The 22,882-nt window shown below is 69.5% G+C and carries 21 protein-coding genes; 18 read left to right on the forward strand and 3 right to left on the reverse strand.

The genetic code is table 11. From position 1 onward, the window contains the following. Positions 1-46: 46 nt before the first annotated feature. The 4 genes from BKA16_RS22195 to BKA16_RS22210 all read left to right on the forward strand — a co-directional run bounded on the left by BKA16_RS22195 (position 47) and on the right by BKA16_RS22210 (position 4,278). Positions 47-409, forward strand: a complete 363-nt coding sequence (locus BKA16_RS22195; RefSeq protein ID WP_221247645.1) for a hypothetical protein — start codon at positions 47-49, stop codon at positions 407-409. Next, positions 406-2,112, forward strand: a complete 1,707-nt coding sequence (locus BKA16_RS22200; RefSeq protein WP_183372739.1) for a sodium/solute symporter — start codon at positions 406-408, stop codon at positions 2,110-2,112. The genes BKA16_RS22195 and BKA16_RS22200 overlap by 4 nt, the downstream gene beginning before the upstream one ends. A 163-nt stretch (positions 2,113-2,275) precedes the next feature. Beyond that, a complete protein-coding gene (locus BKA16_RS22205) occupies positions 2,276-2,644 on the forward strand; it encodes a DUF485 domain-containing protein (protein ID WP_183372740.1) in 369 nt (122 codons plus the stop codon). Continuing rightward, positions 2,641-4,278, forward strand: coding sequence for a solute symporter family protein (locus BKA16_RS22210; RefSeq protein ID WP_183372741.1), 1,638 nt, complete (start codon positions 2,641-2,643; stop codon positions 4,276-4,278). The genes BKA16_RS22205 and BKA16_RS22210 overlap by 4 nt, the downstream gene beginning before the upstream one ends. Before the next feature lie 59 nt (positions 4,279-4,337). Here the strand turns inward: BKA16_RS22210 and BKA16_RS22215 are convergent, their stop codons facing one another. Continuing rightward, on the reverse strand, positions 4,338-5,789 hold the full coding sequence (locus tag BKA16_RS22215; RefSeq protein ID WP_183372742.1) for an MFS transporter: 1,452 nt from the start codon (positions 5,787-5,789) through the stop codon (positions 4,338-4,340). 172 nt (positions 5,790-5,961) lie between these two features. Between BKA16_RS22215 and BKA16_RS22220 the strand changes: the two genes are divergently transcribed. Next, positions 5,962-6,513 (forward strand): TetR/AcrR family transcriptional regulator, encoded by a 552-nt coding sequence (locus tag BKA16_RS22220; protein ID WP_183372743.1) that lies wholly within the window; start codon positions 5,962-5,964, stop codon positions 6,511-6,513. Between the two features lie 13 nt (positions 6,514-6,526). On the opposite strand, the gene BKA16_RS22225 is transcribed toward BKA16_RS22220, so the two are convergent. Continuing rightward, entirely contained in the window at positions 6,527-7,933 is a 1,407-nt protein-coding gene (locus BKA16_RS22225; RefSeq protein ID WP_183372744.1) for an amidase, read from the reverse strand. Positions 7,934-8,011: 78 nt separating this feature from the next. On the opposite strand from BKA16_RS22225, the gene BKA16_RS22230 reads away from it, so the two are divergent. From BKA16_RS22230 to BKA16_RS22265, 8 genes are all read left to right on the forward strand, one after another. Beyond that, a complete protein-coding gene (locus BKA16_RS22230) occupies positions 8,012-9,208 on the forward strand; it encodes an acyl-CoA dehydrogenase family protein (protein ID WP_183372745.1) in 1,197 nt (398 codons plus the stop codon). A gap of 39 nt (positions 9,209-9,247) precedes the next feature. Then, positions 9,248-10,363, forward strand: coding sequence for an acyl-CoA dehydrogenase family protein (locus BKA16_RS22235; protein WP_183372746.1), 1,116 nt, complete (start codon positions 9,248-9,250; stop codon positions 10,361-10,363). A gap of 29 nt (positions 10,364-10,392) precedes the next feature. After that, on the forward strand, positions 10,393-10,833 hold the full coding sequence (locus BKA16_RS22240) for a DUF350 domain-containing protein (RefSeq protein WP_183372747.1): 441 nt from the start codon (positions 10,393-10,395) through the stop codon (positions 10,831-10,833). A 110-nt stretch (positions 10,834-10,943) separates the two neighbouring features. Further along, positions 10,944-11,405, forward strand: a complete 462-nt coding sequence (locus tag BKA16_RS22245) for an SRPBCC family protein (RefSeq protein ID WP_183372748.1) — start codon at positions 10,944-10,946, stop codon at positions 11,403-11,405. A gap of 94 nt (positions 11,406-11,499) precedes the next feature. After that, positions 11,500-12,216, forward strand: a complete 717-nt coding sequence (locus BKA16_RS22250; protein WP_183372749.1) for a phosphatidylserine decarboxylase — start codon at positions 11,500-11,502, stop codon at positions 12,214-12,216. After that, positions 12,216-13,244, forward strand: coding sequence for a CDP-alcohol phosphatidyltransferase family protein (locus BKA16_RS22255; RefSeq protein WP_183372750.1), 1,029 nt, complete (start codon positions 12,216-12,218; stop codon positions 13,242-13,244). The genes BKA16_RS22250 and BKA16_RS22255 overlap by 1 nt, the downstream gene beginning before the upstream one ends. Positions 13,245-13,247: 3 nt before the next feature. After that, complete coding sequence (locus BKA16_RS22260; protein WP_183373246.1) at positions 13,248-15,455, forward strand: AAA family ATPase; 2,208 nt, start codon at positions 13,248-13,250, stop codon at positions 15,453-15,455. Positions 15,456-15,565: 110 nt separating this feature from the next. Beyond that, positions 15,566-16,120 (forward strand): hypothetical protein, encoded by a 555-nt coding sequence (locus BKA16_RS22265; RefSeq protein ID WP_183372751.1) that lies wholly within the window; start codon positions 15,566-15,568, stop codon positions 16,118-16,120. Positions 16,121-16,132: 12 nt separating this feature from the next. Here the strand turns inward: BKA16_RS22265 and BKA16_RS22270 are convergent, their stop codons facing one another. Further along, positions 16,133-16,564, reverse strand: a complete 432-nt coding sequence (locus BKA16_RS22270) for a hypothetical protein (protein ID WP_183372752.1) — start codon at positions 16,562-16,564, stop codon at positions 16,133-16,135. Positions 16,565-16,643: 79 nt separating this feature from the next. Here BKA16_RS22270 and BKA16_RS22275 point away from each other — a divergent pair, with 79 nt between their 5' ends. Genes BKA16_RS22275 through BKA16_RS22295 form a run of 5 tightly spaced genes read left to right on the forward strand, consistent with a single transcriptional unit; the run spans position 16,644 to position 22,871 of the window. Continuing rightward, a complete protein-coding gene (locus tag BKA16_RS22275) occupies positions 16,644-19,541 on the forward strand; it encodes a Na+/H+ antiporter subunit A (RefSeq protein WP_183372753.1) in 2,898 nt (965 codons plus the stop codon). Continuing rightward, positions 19,538-20,194: a Na(+)/H(+) antiporter subunit C gene (locus BKA16_RS22280; protein ID WP_183372754.1), complete on the forward strand. Its 657-nt coding sequence runs from the start codon at positions 19,538-19,540 to the stop codon at positions 20,192-20,194. Before BKA16_RS22275 ends, BKA16_RS22280 begins: the two co-directional genes overlap by 4 nt. Beyond that, entirely contained in the window at positions 20,191-21,804 is a 1,614-nt protein-coding gene (locus BKA16_RS22285; RefSeq protein ID WP_183372755.1) for a Na+/H+ antiporter subunit D, read from the forward strand. The genes BKA16_RS22280 and BKA16_RS22285 overlap by 4 nt, the downstream gene beginning before the upstream one ends. Beyond that, positions 21,801-22,610, forward strand: coding sequence for a Na+/H+ antiporter subunit E (locus tag BKA16_RS22290; RefSeq protein ID WP_183372756.1), 810 nt, complete (start codon positions 21,801-21,803; stop codon positions 22,608-22,610). Before BKA16_RS22285 ends, BKA16_RS22290 begins: the two co-directional genes overlap by 4 nt. Beyond that, the gene (locus tag BKA16_RS22295; protein WP_183372757.1) at positions 22,611-22,871 is read left to right on the forward strand and encodes a monovalent cation/H+ antiporter complex subunit F; all 261 of its coding nucleotides are present in this window, start codon (positions 22,611-22,613) and stop codon (positions 22,869-22,871) included. The last annotated feature ends 11 nt before the right edge of the window (positions 22,872-22,882 follow it).

The following is a 22,882-nucleotide window of genomic DNA, read 5'->3' on the forward strand; positions in this document are numbered from 1 at the left end:
TCCGCAGCGCGAGCGGGTCGTCCTCTCGCAACGACGCGGCGCCCGCATGGTCCGCACGCGCGTGCAGGTGGCCCAGCAGAGCGGCGTCGGCGAGCACCTCGTCCGCGGACTGGTCCGCGCACAGCTCGGTCTCGCGCTGCGACTCGGCCTGGTCGTGGCCGCGATCTTCGTCGCCGTGCCCGTTCTCGGCGCGACCGTCGACCCGTTCGCCGACGCCACCGTGTTCGGTGTCCGACTCAACTGGATCGTCCTCGGCGCGCTCCCCTACCCGATCCTCTACCTCGCCGGGCGGCTGTACATCCGCTGGGCCGAACAGGCCGAACGCGACTTCGAGCGATTGACCGACGACGATCTCGAGTCCGGTTCTCCCGAGCGGAGCCGAAGGGCTCGATCAGCGGGGCGACGATGACCGCGCCGATCACGGTGCTGACGATCATCGCGGTTCTGGCGGCGGCGTTCGGCACCCTGGCCGCGGGTGCGTACGCGGGACGCGGGGCACGGTCGACGTCCGACTTCCTGGTGGCCTCCCGCAGCATCGGCCCCGGTTGGAACGCGGCCGCGATCGCGGGCGAGTACCTGTCGGCCGCGTCGTTCCTCGGTGTGGCCGGTCTGGTCGCCAAGTACGGCGCCGACGCGCTCTGGTATCCGATCGGGTTCACCGCCGGATACCTGGCGCTGTTGCTGTTCGTGTCGTCGCCCCTGCGTCGATCGGGCGCTTACACGGTGCCCGACTTCGCCGAGTTCCGTCTCGCCTCGACGCGGGCACGGAAGGTCGCGATGATCGTCGTCGTCGGCATCTGCGTGCTGTACCTGGTGCCGCAATTGCAGGGCGCCGGTCTGTCGTTGAACATCCTGCTCGGACTGCCGCCCTGGATCGGCGTCACCGCGATCGGACTGCTGGTGATCGGCAACGTCGTCGGCGGCGGCATGCGCTCGGTGACCTTCGCGCAGGCCGTGCAGTACTGGCTCAAGCTGACCGCGATCGCCGTCCCCGCACTCGCCCTGGCCGTGCTCTTCCTGCACGGCGACGACCGCCTCGGCGAACCGCTGCCGCCACGAGTCGAGACGGCCACCACGATCAGCGTGGAGCGGACCGTGTCGGTGACCGTCGACGATCCGATCGGGGTGCGCATCGACGGCGCCCCGGCGGCGCGGGGCACCGTCGTCGTGGAGCAGGGCTCCACGGTGCGGCTCGCGGCGGGCTCGGCGACCCCGGTCGTGTCCGACGCGCCGCAGACCGGAGCGCAGTGGGCGGCCTCCGGCGGCGGACTCGGCGGCGACCATCCGCTGTACCAGGTCCTCTCCCTGATGGTCGCGACCTTCCTCGGCGCGGTCGGTCTGCCCCACGTCCTGGTGCGCTTCTACACCAACCCCGACGGGCGAGCGGCTCGCCGCACCGCGTTGAACGTGATCGCGGCGCTGTCGGTGTTCTACCTGTTCCCGACGGTGCTCGGCGCGCTCGCGCGCATCTGGACACCACAGGTGCTGACCACCGGTAACACCGACGCCGCGGTGCTGCTGCTGCCGACCGCGGCGATCGGCGGCGGGTGGGGAGCCGTCCTCGGCTCGCTGGTGGCCGCGGGCGCGATCGCAGCGTTCCTGGCCACGTCATCGGGCCTGCTGGTGTCGATCGCGGGCGTCATGTCGACCGATCTGCTGCCCGCGGGGGTGCGGAGCTTCCGGATCAGTGCGCTGATCGGCGGACTCGTGCCCGTCGGCCTCGCGCTCGGCGCCGGCACCCTGGACCTGTCGCGCTCGGTCGGCCTGGTGTTCGCGGTGTCGGCGGCGACGTTGTGCCCGCTGCTGCTGCTCGGCATCTGGTGGCGCGGGCTCACCGCCGTCGGCGCGACGGCGGGTCTCGTCGTCGGCGGCATCACCTCGGCGACGGCCGTCGTCCTGGTGGTGAGCGGCGTGGTCGACGATGCCGCTGCGGCCGGCTGGCCTGCGGCGATCGTCGACTATCCGGCCGCGGTGACGGTGCCTTTGACGTTCGCGACGATGATCGCGGTCAGTCTCGCGACGCGGGCGTCCGTACCGTCCGGGGTGGCCGGGATCTTCGCCGCCATGCACGTGCCCGAACGGCTCGGGCTGGGCGTGGAACGAACCCCGTGAATCCACCGTGCCGTTCACCGTTCGTCGGCGCCGTTCGACCGTTCACCGCATACCCGATCAGCCTCGTCGCCCGAGTCACATCCGAGCACGCCATGTGACCCGAGTCTCGTTCACACTTCTCCTCATGCGAATCACCGTCGACTCACATGTGAAGGAGTGAGCAGTGTCCGAACAGGCACCCCCGCCCACCGAGCGGTTGCAACCGACACCCGAGGAGTTCCTCGCCGCGCAAGCGAGCCCCGAGTTCACACGACTGCGCCGCACACTCCTGCGGTTCATCGTCCCCATGTCCGCGTTCTTCCTGCTCTGGTACGCCGTCTACGTCGTGTTGGGTGCGTTCGCACACGACTTCATGGGCACCCGGGTGTGGGCGAACATCAACGTCGGTCTGATCCTCGGTCTGCTCCAGATCGTCACGACGTTCGTGATCACCGGCCTGTACGTGCGGTTCGCCGGCCGTGATCTCGACCCGAAGGCCGACGAGGTCCGGCAGAACTTCGTCGACGGCGTGTACACGGAGGGAACCCGATGAGCCTCGTGAACCTCGCGGCCGACACCGAATCGGTCGGCAACACCGCCGTCAACATCTCTATCTTCATCGCGTTCGTCGTGGTCACCATGGCCGTGGTGATTCGCGCCAGCCGGAAGAACTCGTCGGCCTCGGAGTTCTTCACCGCGGGCGGTGGCTTCTCCGGCCCCCAGAACGGCATCGCGATCGCGGGCGACTACCTGTCCGCAGCCAGCTTCCTCGGCATCGCCGGCGCCATCGCCATCTACGGCTACGACGGCTTCCTGTACTCGATCGGCTTCCTCGTCGCCTGGCTCGTCGCCCTGCTCGTGGTGGCCGAACTGCTGCGCAACACAGGCCGTTTCACGATGGCCGACGTGCTGAGCTTCCGACTGAAGGAGCGCCCGGTCCGCATGGCTGCGGCCCTGTCGACCCTCGTCGTATCACTGTTCTACCTGTTGGCGCAGATGGCGGGCGCCGGCGGTCTGGTCTCGCTGCTGCTCAACATCCACTCCAAATCCGGCCAGAACATCGTCATCGCCATCGTCGGCGTGCTGATGATCGCCTATGTCCTCATCGGCGGCATGAAGGGCACCACCTGGGTGCAGATCATCAAGGCGTGCCTGCTCATCGCGGGCGCCGTCGTGATGACGGCGATCGTGCTGGTCAAGTTCGGCTTCAACGTGTCGCACCTGCTCGGCGACGCGCAGAGCATGTTCACCGGCTCCTCCGACGAGACCCTGGCCGGTCGCGACGTCCTCGCGCCGGGCGCGAAGTACGGCGGGTCGACGACGTCGAAGATCAACTTCATCTCGCTCGGCATCGCCCTGGTGCTCGGCACCGCCGGTCTGCCGCACGTCCTGATGCGCTTCTACACGGTCCCGACAGCGAAGGAGGCTCGCCGCTCGGTGGTCTGGGCGATCACCCTGATCGGCTTGTTCTACCTGTTCACCCTGGTGCTGGGCTACGGCGCCGCGGCGCTGGTCGGACCGGAGAGGATCCTCGGCGCCGCCGGCGGCGAGAACTCCGCGGCCCCGCTGCTCGCGTTGGAACTGGGCGGCACGGTCCTGCTCGGCATAGTGTCGGCGGTCGCGTTCGCCACCATCCTCGCCGTCGTCGCCGGTCTGGCGATCACCGCGTCGGCGTCGTTCGCCCACGACATCTACGCGTCGGTCATCAAACGCGGCAACGCGACCGGCAGACAGCAGGTGCGCGTCTCGCGGATCACCGTCGTGGTGCTCGGCCTGGTCAGCATCGTCCTCGGCATCCTCGCCAACGGCCAGAACATCGCGTTCCTCGTCGCTCTGGCGTTCGCCGTCGCGGCGTCGGCCAACCTCCCGACCATCGTGTACTCGCTGTACTGGCGTCGGTTCAACACCCGTGGCGCGCTGTGGAGCATGTACGGCGGCCTGATCTCGTGCATCGTCCTGATCGTGATCTCACCGGCCGTGTCGGGCGGGCCGAAGGCGATGATTCCGAGCATCGACATCGCATACTTCCCGCTGGAGAACCCGGGCATCATCTCGATCCCGCTCGCCTTCGTCCTCGGCATCGTCGGCACGCTGACCTCGCGCGACCGCGGCGACGCGGGCAAGAACGCCGAGATGGAGGTCCGTTCACTGACCGGAGTCGGCGCCGAAGGGGCCGTCGCTCACTGATCGACGACCCGCCGCAGACGCAGGGGATCCTCCCGCCGGACGGGAGGATCCCTGCGTCGTCATCTGCGGACCGGTACCGCGACCGCGACCAACGCCGCCGACCCCGCGACGACTCCGGCGGTGATGAACGCCCATCGATACCCCGCCTCCGTCGCCGGACCGGGCGGCGCCGCGCTCGCGGCCAGGATCGACGAGGCCATGACTGTCCCCATCGCACCACCGACGGTGCGAAGAACCGTGTTGGCGCCGGTCGCGGCTCCCGTCTGGTCTGGAGGACTCGCCGCGACGACGAGAGTTCCCAGCCCGCCGAACGCGAGACCGTACGAGACACCGAGAACAGCACCGCCGACCGCGACCTCGATCGGATCGGTGTGGGCGACACCGAGCAGCGTCAGACCGGCCGCGGCGAGGAGCGCACCGATCTGAAACACGCCCCGCGCGCCGATCCGATCGGCGAGGCGCGAAGCGATCGGCCCCGCGAGCACCATGCACACGGCCATCGGCGCGATCAGCAGCCCCGTCGCCGACGGCCCGAAACCGAATCCGTAGCCGGAGCCGTCCGATTGCGCGAACAGCGGAATCAGCGTGACCGCGGCGAACATTCCCGCACCGATGACGATCGAGGCAGCGTTCAGACCCGCGAGGGACCGACCGAACAGTATCCGCAGATCGATCAACGGCGAGTCGGCCCTCCGTTCGACGATCACGAACGCGGCACCGCAGACCGCGGCTGCGGCGAACGATCCCAGGCCGGCACTCGACGACCATCCCCAGGCCCCGCCCTGACTGACGGCGAGGAGCAGCGCGACCAGGGCGCCTCCGAACAGCACGGCTCCGGGAAGGTCGACACCGCCGACGCTCGTCGTCCTCCCACTCGACGGCAGCATCGCCGCGCCGAGGAGTCCGACCACCGCCAACGCTCCGACCACCCAGAACAGTGCACTCACATCGAGCGCATCGGCCAACGGTCCGGCCACGACCATGCCGAGGGCTCCTCCGACCCCGAACACTGCGCTCAACACCGGAACGATCCGCGACAAGCGGTCCGGCGGGAACATGTCGCGCGCATAACCGAACGCGCACGGAAACACCCCGCCGGCGAGACCCTGCACCACCCGACCCGCAACGACTCCGCCGTACCAGTGCCGACCGATGCAGAGCGCCGCGATGCCGCTGCCGATCAGGAGCAGAACGAGTCCCGCGATGATGACGGCCCGGTGACCGAACATGTCCCCCAGACGGCCGCCGACGGGTGTCGCGACCGCGGACGCCAACATGAATGCGGTGAGCAGCCAGGTCGCACCGACCTGGTCCGTTCCCGATTCGACGGCGAGGTCGCCGAGGACGGACACGACCACGGTCTGCGCGAGGGCGACGGACAGCGTCGCCAGGACGAGCACGGGACCGGTCAGCCGGACGGCGCGTTCGGTCGGTCGACCGTCGTCGTGGCGGAGATCGAGACGTCTGCCGAGCAGCGCGGCTCCCGCACCGAGCACGAGAACGATCCACATCAGGCGAGCCCGTCGAGGAACGACGCTCCGTCAAGCGGCGGCGAGTACGGCGGATACGAGGGCATGGCGACTCCTGATCTCATTCGCGAATAGGTAAGCCTAAGTAATTAGTAACCATTGGTCACTAATTATGCAAGGGGGTTGGACACCCCGGGCAAGTACGCTCTGACAGGTGCGCGAATCGACTCCGGCTCCGGGCCGACCGGCCCGACTCAACCGTCAAGCGATCGTGCAGGCCGCGATGCGCTCGGATCTGCGGACGTTGACGATGCGCGAACTCGCCGCGGCACTGCGCGTGTCCCACTCCGCCCTGTACCGGTGGGTGCCCGACAAGGACGGGTTGTTCGACCTGATCAGTGCAGAGATGGTCGATCGCGTCCTACCGACCGCCGAACCGACGACGTCGAACTGGCGAGACTGGCTGCGCGACCTCGCCTGGCGGATGCACGACGAATTCCTCGCCGTGCCCGGCTACGCCGCCCACGTCGCAGCGCCTCATCGACACAATCCCGAGTCGTTCGAACGGCTGCGAGGTCAGGTCATCACGGCATTCCGGGCGGCGGGCGCCGGTCCCGAGATGGCCGAGCAGAGTTGGTACATCTACGGGCTGAGCGTCGTGCGATGGATCGGTGCCGACCACGCCGACTACGATCTCGGCCAGTCCCCGCCCCGATTCGATCTGTTTCTGGAGACGCTGCTCCGCGGTCTGCCCGCGCAGGAGTGAGCGGCCCGCGCCCTCAGGCGTCCTGAATCCGCGCGAACGGCCGGGCCGCCTCCAACTCGTAGGAGAGCTCCAGCAGGGTCCGCTCCATTCCGAGGTCGGCGGAGAAGTGGACGGCGACGGGGAGGCCGTCGGGAGTCCGAGACCAGGGCAGGGAGACCGCGGGCGTACCGCTCACGTTGTTGGCGGGCGTGAACGAGACGTAGTCGATCAACTTGTCGAAGGCGTCCTCGAACGATTCGGTCACCGACAGATGCCCGATCTTCGGCGTCGTATGCGCGAGCGTCGGAGAGAGGACCACGTCGAACCGGTCGCACAGACCGCGGAACGACGCGGTCGCCTTGGTGAGCCCGCGGATCGCGAACGGAGTCCGGTAGAAGCGGCGCAGAAACCTGCTCGACAGCCCCCGAGTGAACGGATCGAGCCGCGAGCGGTCGAAGCCCTTGCCGACCGTCCGGCCGCCGAACCGGTCGATGCCGAACGCCAGCATCGCCCAGTAGTCGGAGAAGTCGTCGACGAACGAGCGGTCCACCGGCAGCGGGACCGTCTCGACGCTGTGCCCCAACGACTCCAGCAGGGCGACGGCGTCGTCGAGTGCCGTCTGGGTCGGCCCGTCGAGCAGACGACCGGTGATCGGAGCGTTCACCAGCGCCACCCGCAGGCGCCGCGCGCCGGGTCCGTCGACACGGCCGATCGGAGGCAGATCACCACTGCCGCTGCGTGATTCGACGTCGGCGAGGAATATCGCACTGTCGCGCACCGACCGGGTGATCACTCCGTTGGAGATCAGGTCGATCGGCAGCGACGCACCCATCTTCGACGGCGCCGTCCTCCCCCGCGACGGCTTGAGTCCGTACAGTCCGCACGCCGCCGCCGGGATGCGGATCGAACCGCCGCCGTCGTTGCCGTGCGCGATCGGCAGCGCGCCGGCCGCGACCAGCGCTGCCGAACCGCCTGACGACCCGCCCGAGGAGTAGTCGGTGTCCCACGGGTTGCGGGTCGGCGCTCGATCGGCGAACTCGGTGGTCGCGGTGAGTCCGAATGCGGGCGTCGTCGTCGCACCGAGCACGTTGAGACCGGTCCCGACGAACTGGCCGACGTACGCCTCGTCGCTCGTCGCCGGTGCCGCCGGAGTCGCCGCCGACCCGTTGCGGGTCGGCAGCCCGGCGAAGTCGGTGTTGTTCTTGATCGCCGACGGCACTCCGGCGAACACTCCGTGAAAGCCGTGGTCGAGTCGAGCGCGCGCCCGATCCCGGTCATCGAAGGCGAGCCCCGACAACTCCGGCTCCACCCGGTCGATGCGGGCGAGCGCGGACTCGAGCGCTTCCGTCGCGCTGATCTCGCCCGAAGCGATCCGCCCGGCGACACCGGTCGCGTCGAGGTCGCCGAGAGCGTCGTCGCAGAAGGCGTGAACGTGTTTCATGCGCCACAGACTACTGTGAACCGCCCAGACACGCCCTAAGCGCGACATGACCGGTTACTTCGGAGTAGGAAAGAAGGCATGCAGCTTCGTTTCACACCCGAAGAGGAAGCGTTCCGGACCGAGCTCCGCGAATTCTTCACCACCGAGATCCCCGAAGACATCCGACGACGCAACGCCGAAGGCAAGCTGAAGTATCCCGAGGACCTCGTCACCACGACACAGATCCTCAACAGACGCGGCATCGCCGTGCCCGCCTGGCCCGTCGAGGCGGGCGGCCAGGACTGGACGCCGGTGCAGCACCACATCTGGCGCGAGGAGATGGCGCTCAACTTCGTACCCGACCTCCTCCCGTTCAACGCGGGCATGGTCGGCCCGGTCATCGCGCACTTCGGCAACGACGAACAGAAGGAGAAGTTCCTTCCCGTCACCGCCAACCTCGACCTGTGGTGGTGCCAGGGCTTCTCCGAGCCCGAAGCGGGCAGCGACCTCGCCTCCCTCAAGACCCGCGCGGTGCGCGACGGCGACCACTATGTCGTCAACGGACAGAAGACGTGGACCACGCTCGGCCAGTTCGCCGACTGGATCTTCATGCTGGTCCGCACCGACCCGGACGTGAAGAAGCAGGCCGGCATCAGCTTCCTGCTCATCGACCTGAACACGCCCGGCATCGAGATGCGCCCGATTCAGCTGATCGACGGCAGCCACGAGGTGAACGAGGTCTTCTTCAGCGACGTGCGCGTCCCGGTGGAGAACCTCGTCGGCGAGGAGAACCAGGGCTGGACCATCGCCAAATTCCTTCTCGGCAACGAACGTTCGGGCATCGCTCGCGTCGGTTTCACCAAGACCAAGCTGGCCCGCGCCAAGAAGCTCGCCGCCGAGATCACCACGCCGACCGGCACACTGCTCGACGACCCGGCCATCGCCTCGCGCCTGGCCGATCTCGAGAACCAGCTCCTGGCCCTGGAGATCACCCAGTTGCGCGTCGTGGCGGGTTCGGCGAACGGGAAGCAGAACCCGGCGTCGTCGTTGCTGAAACTGCGCGGTTCACAGCTGCAGCAGGACGCGATGGAGCTGCTCGCCGACATCGCCGGCCCGGATTCGCTGCCGGTCGCGGGCGTCGACGCGGCGCTGGCCAACGGCACCGCCGACGTCGACTCGCCGGTCTGGGCGCAGCTCGCCGTGCCCGACTACCTCAACTACCGCAAGGTCACGATCTACGGCGGATCCTCCGAGGTCCAGCGCCAGATCATCGACAAGGCCGTCCTCGGGCTGTAAGCGGCCTCGACTCCGCCCGACCAGCAGTAAGGGAACACAATGGAATTCGACCTCTCCGAAGAACAGGTGATGCTGCGCGACACCGTCCGCAGCGTCCTGACCTCCGCGTACGACGTGGAACGCCTGCGCGCGGTGACCGACACCGACCTCGGCTGGAGCCGCGAGGTGTGGAACTCGCTCGCCGAGATCGGCATCCTCGGCCTCGTCTTCAGCGAAGACGACGGCGGGATGGGCGCGGGCCACGAAGAGCTGTCGGTGGTGATGGAGGAGTTCGGTGCGAGCCTGGCCCCCGAACCGCTGCTGGGCTCGGTCGTCGTGCCCGGTCTGCTCGTCGCCGCGACCGCCGACGACGCCACGCGCGCCGACATCATCGGCGGGCTGTCCTCCGGCGAACGCCTGCTGGCGTTCGCGCACACCGAGGCGGGCGACCGCTGGCCGCACGCCGCCGTCGCGACCACCGCCACCGACGGCGCCCTGACCGGCACCAAGACGCTCGTCGACCACGGTGACTGCGCCGATGCGTTCATCGTCTCGGCCCGCGACGCCGACGGCGCCGTCGGCCTGTACCTCGTCGCCGCCGACGCCGAGGGCCTGGTCCGCACCGCCTACCGCACCCACGACCGTCGACGCGGCGCACAGGTGAGTCTCGCGAACACGCCGGGCATCCGCCTCGGTTCGGGCGACGCCTCGCAGATCATCGCCGACGTCGAGGTCTCGACCCAGTCGGCGCTGTGCGCCGAGGCCGTCGGCGCGACGACCCGCACCCTGGAGATGACGACGGGGTACCTCAAGTCGCGTAAACAGTTCGGAGTCCCCCTGGCGACGTTCCAGGCGCTGGCACACCGGGCCGCCGACATGTTCGCCTCCGCCGAACTCGCTCGCAGCATGAGCACCTACTTCACCGCGTCGCTGGCCGACGGCGACTATGACCCGATCATCGCCTCCCGCGCCAAACTGCAGGTCTGCCGCAGCGCACGGCATGTCGGACAGGAGGGCGTCCAGATGCACGGCGGCATCGGCATGACCGCCGAGTACCCGGTGGCGCACTACGTCAGCCGCCTCACCGCGATCGCACACACACTGGGCGACGCCGACGCACACCTGGCGCGGCTGTCCGGATCGATCAAGGACTGGGACATGGTCACCGTCGGCTGAAACCGCCGGTCGGCGGCTACAGTCAACGCATGGAACCGTTGGAGATCTTCCGCGGCGGCATCGCCGACCTCACGTCCTACGGGCTGCTGTCGGTGGCGCTGCTGATCATCGGCTTCGCCGCGCTCGACTTGATCACCCCGGGCAGCCTGCGCACCAAGGTGTGGGTGGAGCAGAATCGCTCGGCGGTGATCCTCTCGGTCGCCCAGGTCGCCGGGCTGGCGATCGCCGTCGCCGCGGGGATCGGCGCGTCGACCGGATTCGAGTTGTGGAAGGGAGTCCTGTTCACCCTCGGATACGGCGTCGCGACCATCGCCCTGATGATGTTCTCGTTCGTCCTCATCGACTGGCTGACGCCGGGACGTCTCGGCAGTGTGCTGCTCGACGAGTCCGACGGCGGCTACTCGCGTGCGGCATGGCTCAACGCGGTCGTGTTCATCGCGATCGGCGTGTTCGTGGCGGCGGCACTGTAGGCGATCCCTGCCGGTGGTCCCGCCCGCCGGCCGAACAGCAAGTGGTTACCCACGGTTACGCGTACTCGGCTATGGTGACGGGCACGACAACCGCCCGAAAGGACACTTCTGTGGCTGCACCCCTGATCGAAGACTCCATCGACGTCGCCGCGTCGCCCGAAGCCGTGTGGTCGGTCATCAGCGACCTGCCGCGCATGGGCGAGTGGAGCCCCCAGTGCAAGAAGATGTTCGTACTCGGCGGCGAGGTCAAGGCCGGCGCCCGCACGGTGAACGTCAACCGCCGCGGCCCGCTGTTCTGGCCGACCACCGCCAAGGTCGTCGCCTTCGAACCGAACCGCGAGATCGCCTTCCGCATCGCCGAGAACCACACCGTGTGGTCGTACAAGATCGAGCAGACCGCGACCGGCTCGCGCGTGACCGAGTCGCGCGCCGCGGCGGGTGGGAAGACCACCGCGGTCTCGTCGTTCCTCGTCGACAAGGTGTTCGGCGGCAACGACTCCTTCGAGGACGAGCTGCGCGAGGGCATCCGCGAGACGCTCGGCAAGGTGAAGCGGGCCGCCGAAGCGGCGTGACGGGACGCTCCGTCGACGCGGGGCCTAGACTTTCTCCAACGAACCGCGCCCGGCGAGCACCCGCCGCCGGAGCCGAGACCCGAGGAGACTCCCGGTGGCACGACGCCCCGCACAGCCCGACGACCGCACCGGCGTCGGACATCTGATCGACCTGTTCAACGCGACGGTCCCGCCCGTTCATCGGCGCGGGCTCCCGTTCGTCGCGGCGCCCGCCGCGGTCGCGTTGATCGGTAGGAAGCATCCGTGGCTGGCCCGGTCCGCGGCCGCCACCGCGGCCGCATCGGCACTGTTCTTCCGGCACCCGTCACGGGTGCCGCCGGCCGGCCCCGGCCTGGTGGTGGCCCCCGCCGACGGCGCGATCGCGCTCGTCGACGAGGCCGTCCCCCATCCGGAGCTGGGTCTGGGCGACCAACCGCTCCCCCGCGTCTGCACGTTCCTGTCGATCTTCGACGTGCACGTCCAGCGTGTGCCGATCGCCGGACGCGTCGAGTCGGTGGTGCACAAGCCCGGCGAGTTCCTCTCCGCCGATCTGCCCGAGGCCAGCACCGCCAACGAGCGGACGTCGATGACCATCGCGACCGGCGAGGACGGGACGGGGCCGAGGGTCGGCGTCGTGCAGATCGCCGGTCTGCTCGCGCGTCGCATCGTCAACGAGGCGTCCGTCGGCGACGACCTGACGCTCGGCGACACCTACGGCCTCATCCGCTTCGGTTCCCGAGTGGACGTCTACCTCCCCGCCGGATCGGTCCCCAAGGTGACCGTCGGCCAGCGGGCGGTCGGCGCCGAGACCGTCTTCGCGGAACTGGTCTGATGACCGGCCCCACCGCTCGGCGACGCCCCCTGGGCACTCGCCGCAACGGTCAGCCGCGCCGCCGTCTGCACGTCGCCGGTCGTGCCCGACGCGAGGATCGGGCCGCCGGCCGCTCACTGCGGAGCGGCCGGATGTTCATTCCGTCGGCGCTCACGATCCTCGCTCTGTGCGCGGGTCTGACCGCGGTCCGATCGGCCGACACCGGACAGGTCGACATGGCGATGGGGCTGCTCGTGGTCGCGGCCGTGCTCGACGGCCTCGACGGACGGGTCGCCCGTCTGATGGACGCGACCACCAGGATCGGCGCCGAGATCGACTCACTCGCCGACGCCGTCAACTTCGGCGTCGCGCCGGCGCTCATCGTGTACGCGACGATCCTGCGCGACAACGTCGGCGTCCGCCAGGACATCGGCTGGGTCCTGGTCCTGATCTTCTGCGCGGCGATCATCCTGCGTCTGGCCCGCTTCAACACGCTCCTCGACGACGACGCCGCCCCCGGCTACACCAAGGACTTCTTCGTCGGCGTGCCCGCTCCGATGGCCGCGTTGATCGCCCTGCTGCCGGTCGGCCTGATGCAGCACTTCGGCGACGGCTGGTGGACCTCGACCGGGGCGGTCGGCGCCTGGATGGTGTTCACCGCTCTGCTCGCGGTGAGCCGTGTCCCGACGCTCTCGATCAAGACCGCGCGGGTCCGCCCGAGCGCGCTGGCCGGCCTCCTGATCGTCGTCGCCGCCGCCGCCGCTCTCCTGATGACCTTCCCGTACCTGCTGATGACGCTCGTCGTGGCCGCATACCTGATCCACATCCCGTTCGCGTGGCGGATGCAGCGCTGGGTGGCCTCGCGGCCCGAGCACTGGGAGGCTCCGGCCCGCGACCGCCGCATCCAACGCCGGGACGAGCGACGAGCAGCGGGCGGACCGCTCCGCCGCACCGTTCCGCGCAAGCCCACGGCCGCCCGCCTCGGCCTGCGCCGCCCCTCGGCGCCGGCGCACATCCAGGACGCTCACCCGTACGACGTGGAGGACTGACCGCTGAACCGCCCGTCGTTGACCCTGACCGCCCGAGTGAACATCTCGGCCGCGGATTCGCGCCGCGGTCTGGTTCGCGTGCACCCGGAGGTGCTGACCGCTCTCGCACTGCGCGAATGGGATGCGATCTCCCTGACCGGCGCCCGCACGACGGCGGCCGTCGTCGCCCGTGCCGACGACATCGCACCGGGCGTCGTCCTCCTCGACGACATCACCTTCTCGAACCTGGGAGTCCGAGAGAACACCCAGGTCGTCGTCGGCCCGACGGTGGTGCACGGTGCGTCGCGAGTCACCGTCAGCGGTTCAACGGTCGCGATGTCGGCGGTCGCCGAGGCGACGCTGCGCCGCGCTCTGCTCGGCAAGGTCCTGACCGTCGGCGACACCGTCGCCCTGCTGCCCCGAGATCTGGGGCCGGAGCTGTCGGCGAGTCCCGCCACCCGGTCGCTCGCGAACACTCTCGGCATCACCTGGACCAACGAACTGCTCACCGTCACCGACACCGACCCCGCCGGCCCGGTCAGCGTGCAGACCACCACTGCGGCGCTGTGGGCGCGGGGCGGCCGTCTCGACTCCGGTTCCGCGGAGGAGAGTCGACGGGTCCCGGCGGCGGCCGACGATCGCGCGGCGAGGGCGGCGGCCCCGCGTCCCGTGCGTGCGGTCGCCGAACTCGTCGGCGTCGACACGCAGGTGGCCCGCCTGACCGAGTGGCTCGCCGTCACTCTCGACACCCCGGACATCCTGCGGTCGCTGGGTGCACAGCCGCGGCTGGGCGTCCTGGTGACCGGTCCGGCCGGTGTCGGCAAGACGACGGTGGTCCGTGCCGTCTGCGCCGACCGGCCGTTCACCGAACTCGACGGTCCGACGACCGGCGCCCTCGTCGCCGACGCCCGCCGCGCCGCCGTGACCGACGCGATCGCGCGGCTGCGCGCACAGGGGCCCGGAGTGCTCATGATCTGCGAGATCGAGGCACTTCTGCCCGCCGATCCGGAACCCGTGGCGACGCTGATCCTCGACGATCTGCGTGCCGCCGTGGCCGCGGGCGACGTCGTGCTCATCGCCACCAGCACCGACGCGGCGCGCATCGACTCCAGGCTGACCGAACCCGAACTGTGCGACCGCACCCTGACCGTCGGTCTGCCGGATGCGAACCTGCGGGGCCGACTGCTCGCCGCGATCCTCGCCGGGGTGCCCGTCGACGGGCGACTCGACCTCGACGACGTCGCGGCCCACACACCCGGATTCGTCGCCGCGGACCTGGCGGCCGTCGTACGCGACGCCGCGCTGCGGGCGGCGGCCCGCGCCGCCGCCGACTCCGACGACCCCGCACTGCGGACCGAGGATCTGCGCGAGGCGCTCACGGTGATCCGGCCGAGTTCGCGCGCCGATTCCCCGGACGTGGCGCTCGGCTCGATCACCCTCGACGACGTCGGCGACATGGTCGCGACCCGGCAAGCGCTCACCGAAGCGGTGCTGTGGCCGCTGCAGCATCCGGACACCTTCGCCCGCCTCGGCGTCGACCCGCCGCGCGGCGTGCTGCTGTACGGTCCGCCCGGCTGCGGGAAGACCTTCGTCGTGCGTGCGCTCGCGGCGTCTGGCCGACTGTCGGTGCACACCGTCAAGGGTGCGGAACTGCTCGACAAGTGGGTCGGCTCCTCCGAGCGCGCCGTCCGCGACCTGTTCGACCGCGCCCGCGAGTCGGCGCCGTCGTTGATCTTCCTCGACGAGGTCGACGCGCTCGCCCCGCGGCGCGGCGGCTCCACCGATTCGGGAGTCGCCGACCGCGTCGTCGCCGCGCTGCTCACCGAACTCGACGGTGCCGAACCGCTGACCGACGTCGTGGTGCTCGGTGCGACGAACCGCCCCGACCTCATCGACCCGGCCCTGCTGCGTCCAGGCCGACTGGAGCGACTGGTGTTCGTGCCGCCGCCCGACGGACCGGCGCGCGCCGAGATCCTGCGCGCCGCCTCGCGCGGTGTGCCGCTCGACGGCGTCGACCTCGACGAGCTGGCGGACGATCTCGACGGCTACTCGGCCGCCGACTGCTCGGCGCTGCTGCGCGAGGCCGCGCTGGCCGCCATGCGCCGCGACATCGACGCCGCCACGGTCACCGCTGACGATGTGGCGACCGCTCAGGAGACGGTCCGTCCATCGCTCAATCCGGTGCAGGTGACCGAACTCGCCGAGTACGCGCAGCGCCGACAGGAGAGATGAGGAGCGGCCGGGCAGCACATGCACACCGCACGCCCAGGCTCCTTCCAGGAATCGGAGGTCTACTCGATTCCAGTCGCGACCGCCCCGGGTCGCCGAACGGGAGGTACTCCATGACGTCACCCCACGACCAGAATCCGGACGACCGGAACCCGGCCGACCACGCCCCCGAGGACCCGGCGGTGCACGATCAGCCGCCGGGGGCGGATCCGGCCGGCGAGGCGCCGACCGCTCCGCTGGAATCGACGCAGCCCGATCCCGGCCAGGCCGCCCCCGCTCCGCAGCCGACACCGGTCGCCGCCGCACCCCGCCCCGGGCCCACCGTGGTCCCGGTCCAGAAGCGCTGGCTGGTCGCGGGATCGGCGGTCGGCGCGCTCGCCGTGGTCGGCCTCGCGTTCGGCGCGGGATTCCTCGTCGGCGACAACACCGGCGACGACGGCCACGGCGACCGCGGCCGAATGTCCGCCGAATACGGTCAGATGCCCGGGTTCGGCTCCGGATCGGGCGGCGGCCGCCGACTGTTCGTCATCCCGGATCTGCCCGGACAGGAGCAGGGCCAGGGGCAGCAGGACAGGTCGGGCCAGGACGGATCGGGTCAGGACGGGACAGGCCAGGACGGATCGGGACAACAGCAGACGCCCGCCCCCTCGTCGAGCATTCCGGGCTGACCCGGGCGGCCGCTACTTCGGCTTCTTATCGACCCGCTCCACCTGATAGAACAGCGACGATCCGCCGCCCGACGCATCGGCCGACACCCCCACGCTGACCCACAGGGTGTCATCGCCGACGTCCTTCCACAGCGTCACCGTCTGGTTGGCCGGATCACCCGCGCGGCTGGACTCCTCGTACCCCGCGTCCTCGAGCTTCTTCGTCGCCGCGGTGAGCGGGTTGCCCTCGGCGGCATTCGCCTGAATGCTGAACCGCCACGACTGATCGTCGCCGGACGGACTCAGCACGGCCCCGTCGACGAGCGGAACGTCGTCGACGGGGAATCCCGCGGGCAGCGATTCGCCGGGTCGATCGGGGGCGTCGTCGCCCCCGCAGGCGGCCAGCACGACGCCACCCAACAGCGCGATCGTGAGAACGATGCAGACGCGAAATAAAGCCTTCATGCCCGAAACGGTAGAGTAGGACGCGGCAGGACACCTGTCCGACACCCCGCCCGCCCCTCTATCCGACGGAGTGCCTCTTTTGATCGTTGTGATGATCGCGCTGGCAATCGGCGCGCTCGTGTCACCTCCGATCATGAAGGCGTGCGGTACGCGCGGCTTCTACATCCTGGCTCTGATGCCCGCCGCGGCGCTGGTCTGGGTGATCTGCAACTGGCCGGATCCGCACGAGCCCCCCCGCACCGAGACGTTCACCTGGGTGCCCAGCCTGCAGATGGACATCGACGTCCGCTTCGACACGTTGTCGGCGATCCTGTCCGTCCTGATCCTCGGCGTCGGCTCCCTGGTACTCGTGTACTGCGCCAACTACTTCGACATCATGCGGCGACGCGTCGCGACCTTCGGCGGCGAGATCGTCGCGTTCGCCGCCGCGATGTTCGGCCTCGTCGTCAGCGACAACACGTTGGTGCTGTACGTGTTCTGGGAAGCGACGACGATCCTGTCGTTCATGCTCGTCGGCTTCAACATGGTGCGTGCGACCAGTCGCCGGGCCGCCACCCAGGCCCTACTGGTCACCACGTTCGGCGGGCTGGCGATGCTCGTCGGCATCATCATGCTCGGCGAGCGGACCGGCAGCTACCGCCTGTCGGATCTGATCGCCGATCCGCCCACCGGCGGCGTGTACATCGACATCGCGGTGGTCTGCATCCTAGTCGGCGCCATCTCCAAATCGGCGATCGTCCCGTTCCACTTCTGGCTGCCCGGCGCGATGGCCGCTCCCACCCCGGTGAGCGCGTACCTCCACGCGGCGGCGATGGTGAAGGCCGGCGTATACCTCGTCGCCCGTCTGGCGCCCGCGTTCGCGGACCTGATCAGCTGGCAGGTCATCGTCCTCGGCCTCGGCGCACTCACCATGGTCCTGGGCGGATGGCGCTCCCTCCGCGAACGCGACCTGAAACTGATCCTGGCCTTCGGCACCGTCTCCCAGCTGGGCTTCATGATGGTGCTCGTCGGCGTCGGCGACGCCGGAGTGGCCATGGCCGGACTCGCGATGGTCGTCGCCCACGCCATGTTCAAGGCCTGCCTGTTCATGGTGGTCGGCATCATCGACCATTCGACGGGCACTCGCGACATCCGGCTTCTCGCACGTCTGGGGCACCGTCTCCCGTTGCTCGCCGGCGTCGCCGCCGTGGCCGGCGCCAGCATGGCCGGCCTGCCGTTCACCTTCGGGTTCGTCGGCAAGGAGACCGCGTTCGGATCCATGTGGGCCACCGGCGCGCTCGATCCGAGCGTCGCGCACCTGGTCGACATCGTGCTGCTGATCGGCTCGGTCATCACCTTCGCGTACACCACGCGTTTCCTATGGGGTGCGTTCGGCCGCAAGGTCCGCCGCCTCCCGACCCGCGCCGTGGCCACCCTGCACCCGCCGAACGCCGCCTTCCTGGCTCCACCCGCCGTCCTGGCCGTGCTCGGCGTCGTCTCGTCGTTCTTCGCGCATCAGATCGGCGACCTGTTCGAGCCGTATGCGGAGAGCCTGCCGACCTACGGCCACGAGATCGAACACCTCGCGCTCTGGCACGGATTCGGACTGCCCGTCGTCTTCTCGATCATCGTCGTGGTCGCCGGCGCCGCCCTGTTCCTGGTGCTGCGCGCACGCCGACGCAAGGTGTTCAAGAATCCGCCGCCGCTCAACGCCGACCGCGTGTACGACGCGACGCTGCGTCTGGCCGACAGCGCGTCCCTGTGGGTCACCCGCAACACCCAGCGCGGCTCGCTGCCGATCACCCAGGCCGTCATCCTCAGCACGGCCATCCTGTTCCCGCTGATCGTGCTGTTCCTCGGCACCCGCGACGCCCTGTCGGTCCGCGGCTTCGACACCCCCGAACAGGTCGTCGTCGGGGTGTTGATCGTGGCGGCCGCGATCGCGACCACCGTCCTGCGCAACCGACTGGCGAGCACTCTCGTCGTCGGCCTCACCGGCTACGGCTGCGGTGCCCTGTTCGCCATGTACGGCGCACCCGATCTGGCCCTGACCCAGTTCCTCGTCGAGAGCGTCACCCTCGTCGTCTTCGTCCTGGTGCTGCGCAAGCTGCCGAGCGAGTCGGCGCAGCGCCACGCCGCCGGATTCCGCCTCGGCCGCGCCCTCATCGGTCTGGCGTTCGGCGCGATGCTCGTGCTGGTCGGCCTGTACGCCGCCGCGGCCCGGTCCACGCAGCCGCTGCAACTGCGCCTGGGCGACGCCGCCTACGAGTTCGGGCACGGCGCCAACGCGGTCAACGTCCTGCTCGTCGACATCCGCGCATGGGACACCATCGGAGAGGTCTCGGTGCTGATCGTCGCCGCCACCGGCGTCGCGTCGATGGTCTTCCGCAGCCGACGGTTCGGCGCCGCGCCGCGTATCACCGACGCGGCCCGCCTGCAGGCCGGGATCTCCGACGACGACGTCGTCAGTGAACGCACCACCTGGCTCGTCGGCAGCGAGCTCCGCGATCCGCGTCACCGCACCATGGTGCTGGAGGCCACGACCCGCGTCGTCTTCCCGACACTCGTGATCCTGTCGCTGTACCTGTTCTTCGCCGGCCACAACGCGCCCGGCGGCGGATTCGCCGGCGGGCTCGTGATGGGCCTGGCCCTGGTGCTGCGGTACCTGGCAGGCGGCCGTTACGAGCTCGGCGAAGCCCTGCCGGTCGAGGCGGGCACCGTGCTCGGCGCGGGCCTGCTGATCTCGGCGACCACCGCGGTCGCCTCCCTGTTCGTCGGCGCTCCGGCGCTCTCGTCCGCCGTCATCGCCCTGCACCTGCCGGTCTTCGGCGACATCCACATCGTGACCGCACTGTTCTTCGACCTCGGGATCTACCTGATCGTCGTCGGACTTGTCCTCGATGTGCTGCGCAGCCTCGGTGCGCGTCTGGACGTGGCCGACGACGCCCCCACCACCGGCCCCCTGCCGGCCCAGCCGCAGCAGGAGGTCCGCAAGTGACCGTCGACCTCGGCCTGCTCATCGTCGCGGGCGCCCTCGCCGCGGCGGGCGCCTACCTGATCATGGAGCGGAGCCTGATCCGCATGCTGTTCGGGCTGATGCTCGTCGGCAACGCCATCAATCTGCTGATCATCACGCTCGCCGGTCCTCCCGGTCATCCGCCGATCCGCGGCCGTGAGTCCGACGGCCAGACGGCCGACGCCGATCCGCTCGCGCAGGGCATGGTCCTGACCGCGATCGTCATCACGCTGGGCATCGCGGCGTTCGTCCTCGCGCTCTCGTACCGCCTGTTCGTCATCAACCGGCGCAGCCGCGAGACACCGCCCGACCTGGAGCCGACGTCCACCGAGAGCCCCCAGGACGACGACCTGCAGGACGACCCGGAAGACGTCAAGATCGCTACCGGATCGCTGCAGGGATTCGGCGACCGCGACCGCAGCGACGACCCGTTGACCGGTGCCGACACCGTCGCAGGCGACTTGTTCGACGATCACGGCAACCCGTTGACCGCCGAGGAGTTCGAGGCCGTCCACGCCGGCGTCATCGAGACCGACCTGATGCCCGAGGACGCCGAGCTGATCGCACATCTGGCCGAGACCGACGACGACATGCCCGGAGACACCGACATCGACGACGAGGAGGACGATCGATGATCCCCCAACCGTCGTGGATCACCGTGCTGATCGTGCTGCCCACGCTCGCACCGATGCTCGGCGCGGCACTCGCCCTCGTCCGCGGACGCAGCCCGTCGTTCCAACGCGCGATCAGTGTCACCGCGATCAGCGTGGCCCTCACCGCATCGGGCATGATGCTGTACCTGACCAGCGTGCACGGCCCGTTCGCGGTGCACATCGGCGGCTGGGGCGCCCGCGACGGCGGCGACGGTCCGCTCGGCATCACCCTGGTCGTCGACCGTCTCGCCGCATTGATGCTGGTCGTGTCGACGACGGTCCTGCTGTGCGTGGTCGTATACGCCATCGGGCAGGGCATCCGCGACGGCACCACCGAGCAGCCGGTGTCGATCTTCCTGCCGACCTACCTGATCCTGACGGCCGGGGTGTGCAACGCCTTCCTGGCCGGCGACCTGTTCAACCTCTACGTGTCCTTCGAGGTGCTGCTCGCCGCGAGCTTCGTGCTGCTGACGCTCGGCGCGAGTGCCGAACGCGTACGAGCCGGCGCTTCGTACGTCATGGTGTCGATGGTGTCGTCGCTGATCTTCCTGGCGGGCATCGCCTTCGCCTACGCGGCCACCGGCACCCTGAACCTCGCCGAGATGGCGGTGCGGCTCGACGACGTCCCCGACGGCACCCGCAACGCGCTGTACGCGGTGCTGCTGGTGGCCTTCGGCATCAAGGCCGCTGTGTTCCCGCTGTCGACATGGCTGCCCGACTCGTATCCGACGGCCCCTGCACCGGTCACCGCGGTGTTCGCCGGTCTGCTCACCAAGGTCGGCGTGTACGCGATCATCCGGGCGCACTCGCTGCTGTTCCCGGGCGGGACACTCGACACCGTCCTGATGATCGCCGGCCTCCTGACCATGCTGGTCGGCATCTTCGGTGCGATCGCGCAGACCGACGTGAAGCGACTCCTCTCGTTCACACTGGTCAGTCACATCGGCTACATGATCTTCGGCATCGCCGTCGGGTCGCTGGAGTCCACCTCGGCCGCCATTTACTACGTGGCGCACCACATCCTGGTGCAGACGACCCTGTTCCTCGTGGTCGGACTCATCGAACGTCAGGCGGGATCGTCGTCGTTGCGGCGTCTCGGCGGTCTCATCGCGAGTCCACTGCTGGCCGTGCTGTTCCTGATCCCGGCGTTGAACCTGGGCGGCATCCCGCCGTTCTCCGGGTTCATCGGCAAGGTGGCCCTGCTCCAGGCGGGCGCCGCCGACGGTTCGGTGCTGTCATGGATCCTGGTGGCAGGCTCGGTCGTCACGAGCCTACTGACGCTGTACGTGATGGCCCGCATCTGGACGAAGGGCTTCTGGCGGGCACGCGCCGACGCCCCCGAGGGCGATATGGCCGCCAGCACACCGTCGGCGCTGGTCGAGGAGGGCACCGACGTCCTGCTCGACGAGCGGGAGGACGTCGGCCGCATGCCGGTCGCCATGGTGGTGCCGACGGCGGTGATGGTCGTCGTCGGACTCGCGTTGACCGTGTGGGCCGGACCGATCTTCGAATTCACCGACAGCGGCGCCCACGGCGTCCTGGATCGGAACGTCTACATCGGCACCGTCCTCGGCACGGGAGGTGGCCGGTGAGCAACACCCCGTACCCGGAGCGACCGCGGGCGAAGTCCGTCGGCAAGAACCCGGTGGCTCGATTCTTCGGCACGCTGTGGCGGCTGGCCGTCCTGTGGTTCGCCTGGCCGACCACGAATCTGATCGTATGGCTGTCACAGAACCTCAAGTTCCCCGTCTGGGCGGGCGGCGATCTCCGCGAGGTCGCCATGCGCCTGTGGGGCGTGGCGTGGCTGACGTTCGTGTGGGTGCTTCTGTGGGGCGAGGTCACCTGGACCAACATCATCGTCGGCATCGTGTTCGCGGTACTCGTCATGGTGCTGCTGCCGCTGCCTCGGGTGCCCATAGAGGGCCGGGTCCACCCGCTCGCGGCGGCGAAGCTCCTGCTCACCCTGATCGGCAGCTTCATGGTGTCGTCGGCGCAGGTCGCCTGGGCCGCGGTGAAACCGGGTCCGCCACCTCTGGGCGCAGTGGTCCGGGTGCACCTGGCGATCAAGTCCGACCTCGTCCTCACTCTCGCCATCGACTACATCAACCTGGTGCCCGGCACCATGGTCGTCGAGATCGACCACCTGCGGCGCATGCTGTACATCCACATCTTCGACGTCCGCAAGCAGTCGCAGATCGACTCCTTCTACCGGACGATGGCCTATGTGGAACGCCAGTTCATCAAGGCCTTCGAGCGCGACTCCGAGTGGCATCCGAGCCCGTTCCACGGCGTCGACGACGACTACCACCACGTTCCGTTCAGCGACCGCCGGCGCGTCGCCGACGAGGAGCGCCACGCCTCGCAGGGTCGGCTGCGGCGCCGGTTGAGGGGCGAGTAGATGACCTACGTCTGGAGCATCGCGGCAGCCATGCTGCTGATCGCCGTCGTGCTGACCACCTACCGCTCCATACGCGGCCCGAGCACCCTGGACCGCCTGGTCGGGATCGACGCGATCGTCGCCATCATGATCTGCGGCCTGGCGATCTGGGTGGCGGCCAGCGGTGACACGACGATCGCCGCCGCCATCGTCGTGCTGAGCCTGGTCAGTTTCATCGGATCGGTGGCGGTGGCCCGCTTCCGCGTGCGAGACGACGAGTGAACGGAGCCGCC

Source organism: Gordonia humi, assembly GCF_014197435.1.
In the GTDB taxonomy this organism is placed as follows: Bacteria; Actinomycetota; Actinomycetes; order Mycobacteriales; family Mycobacteriaceae; genus Gordonia; species Gordonia humi.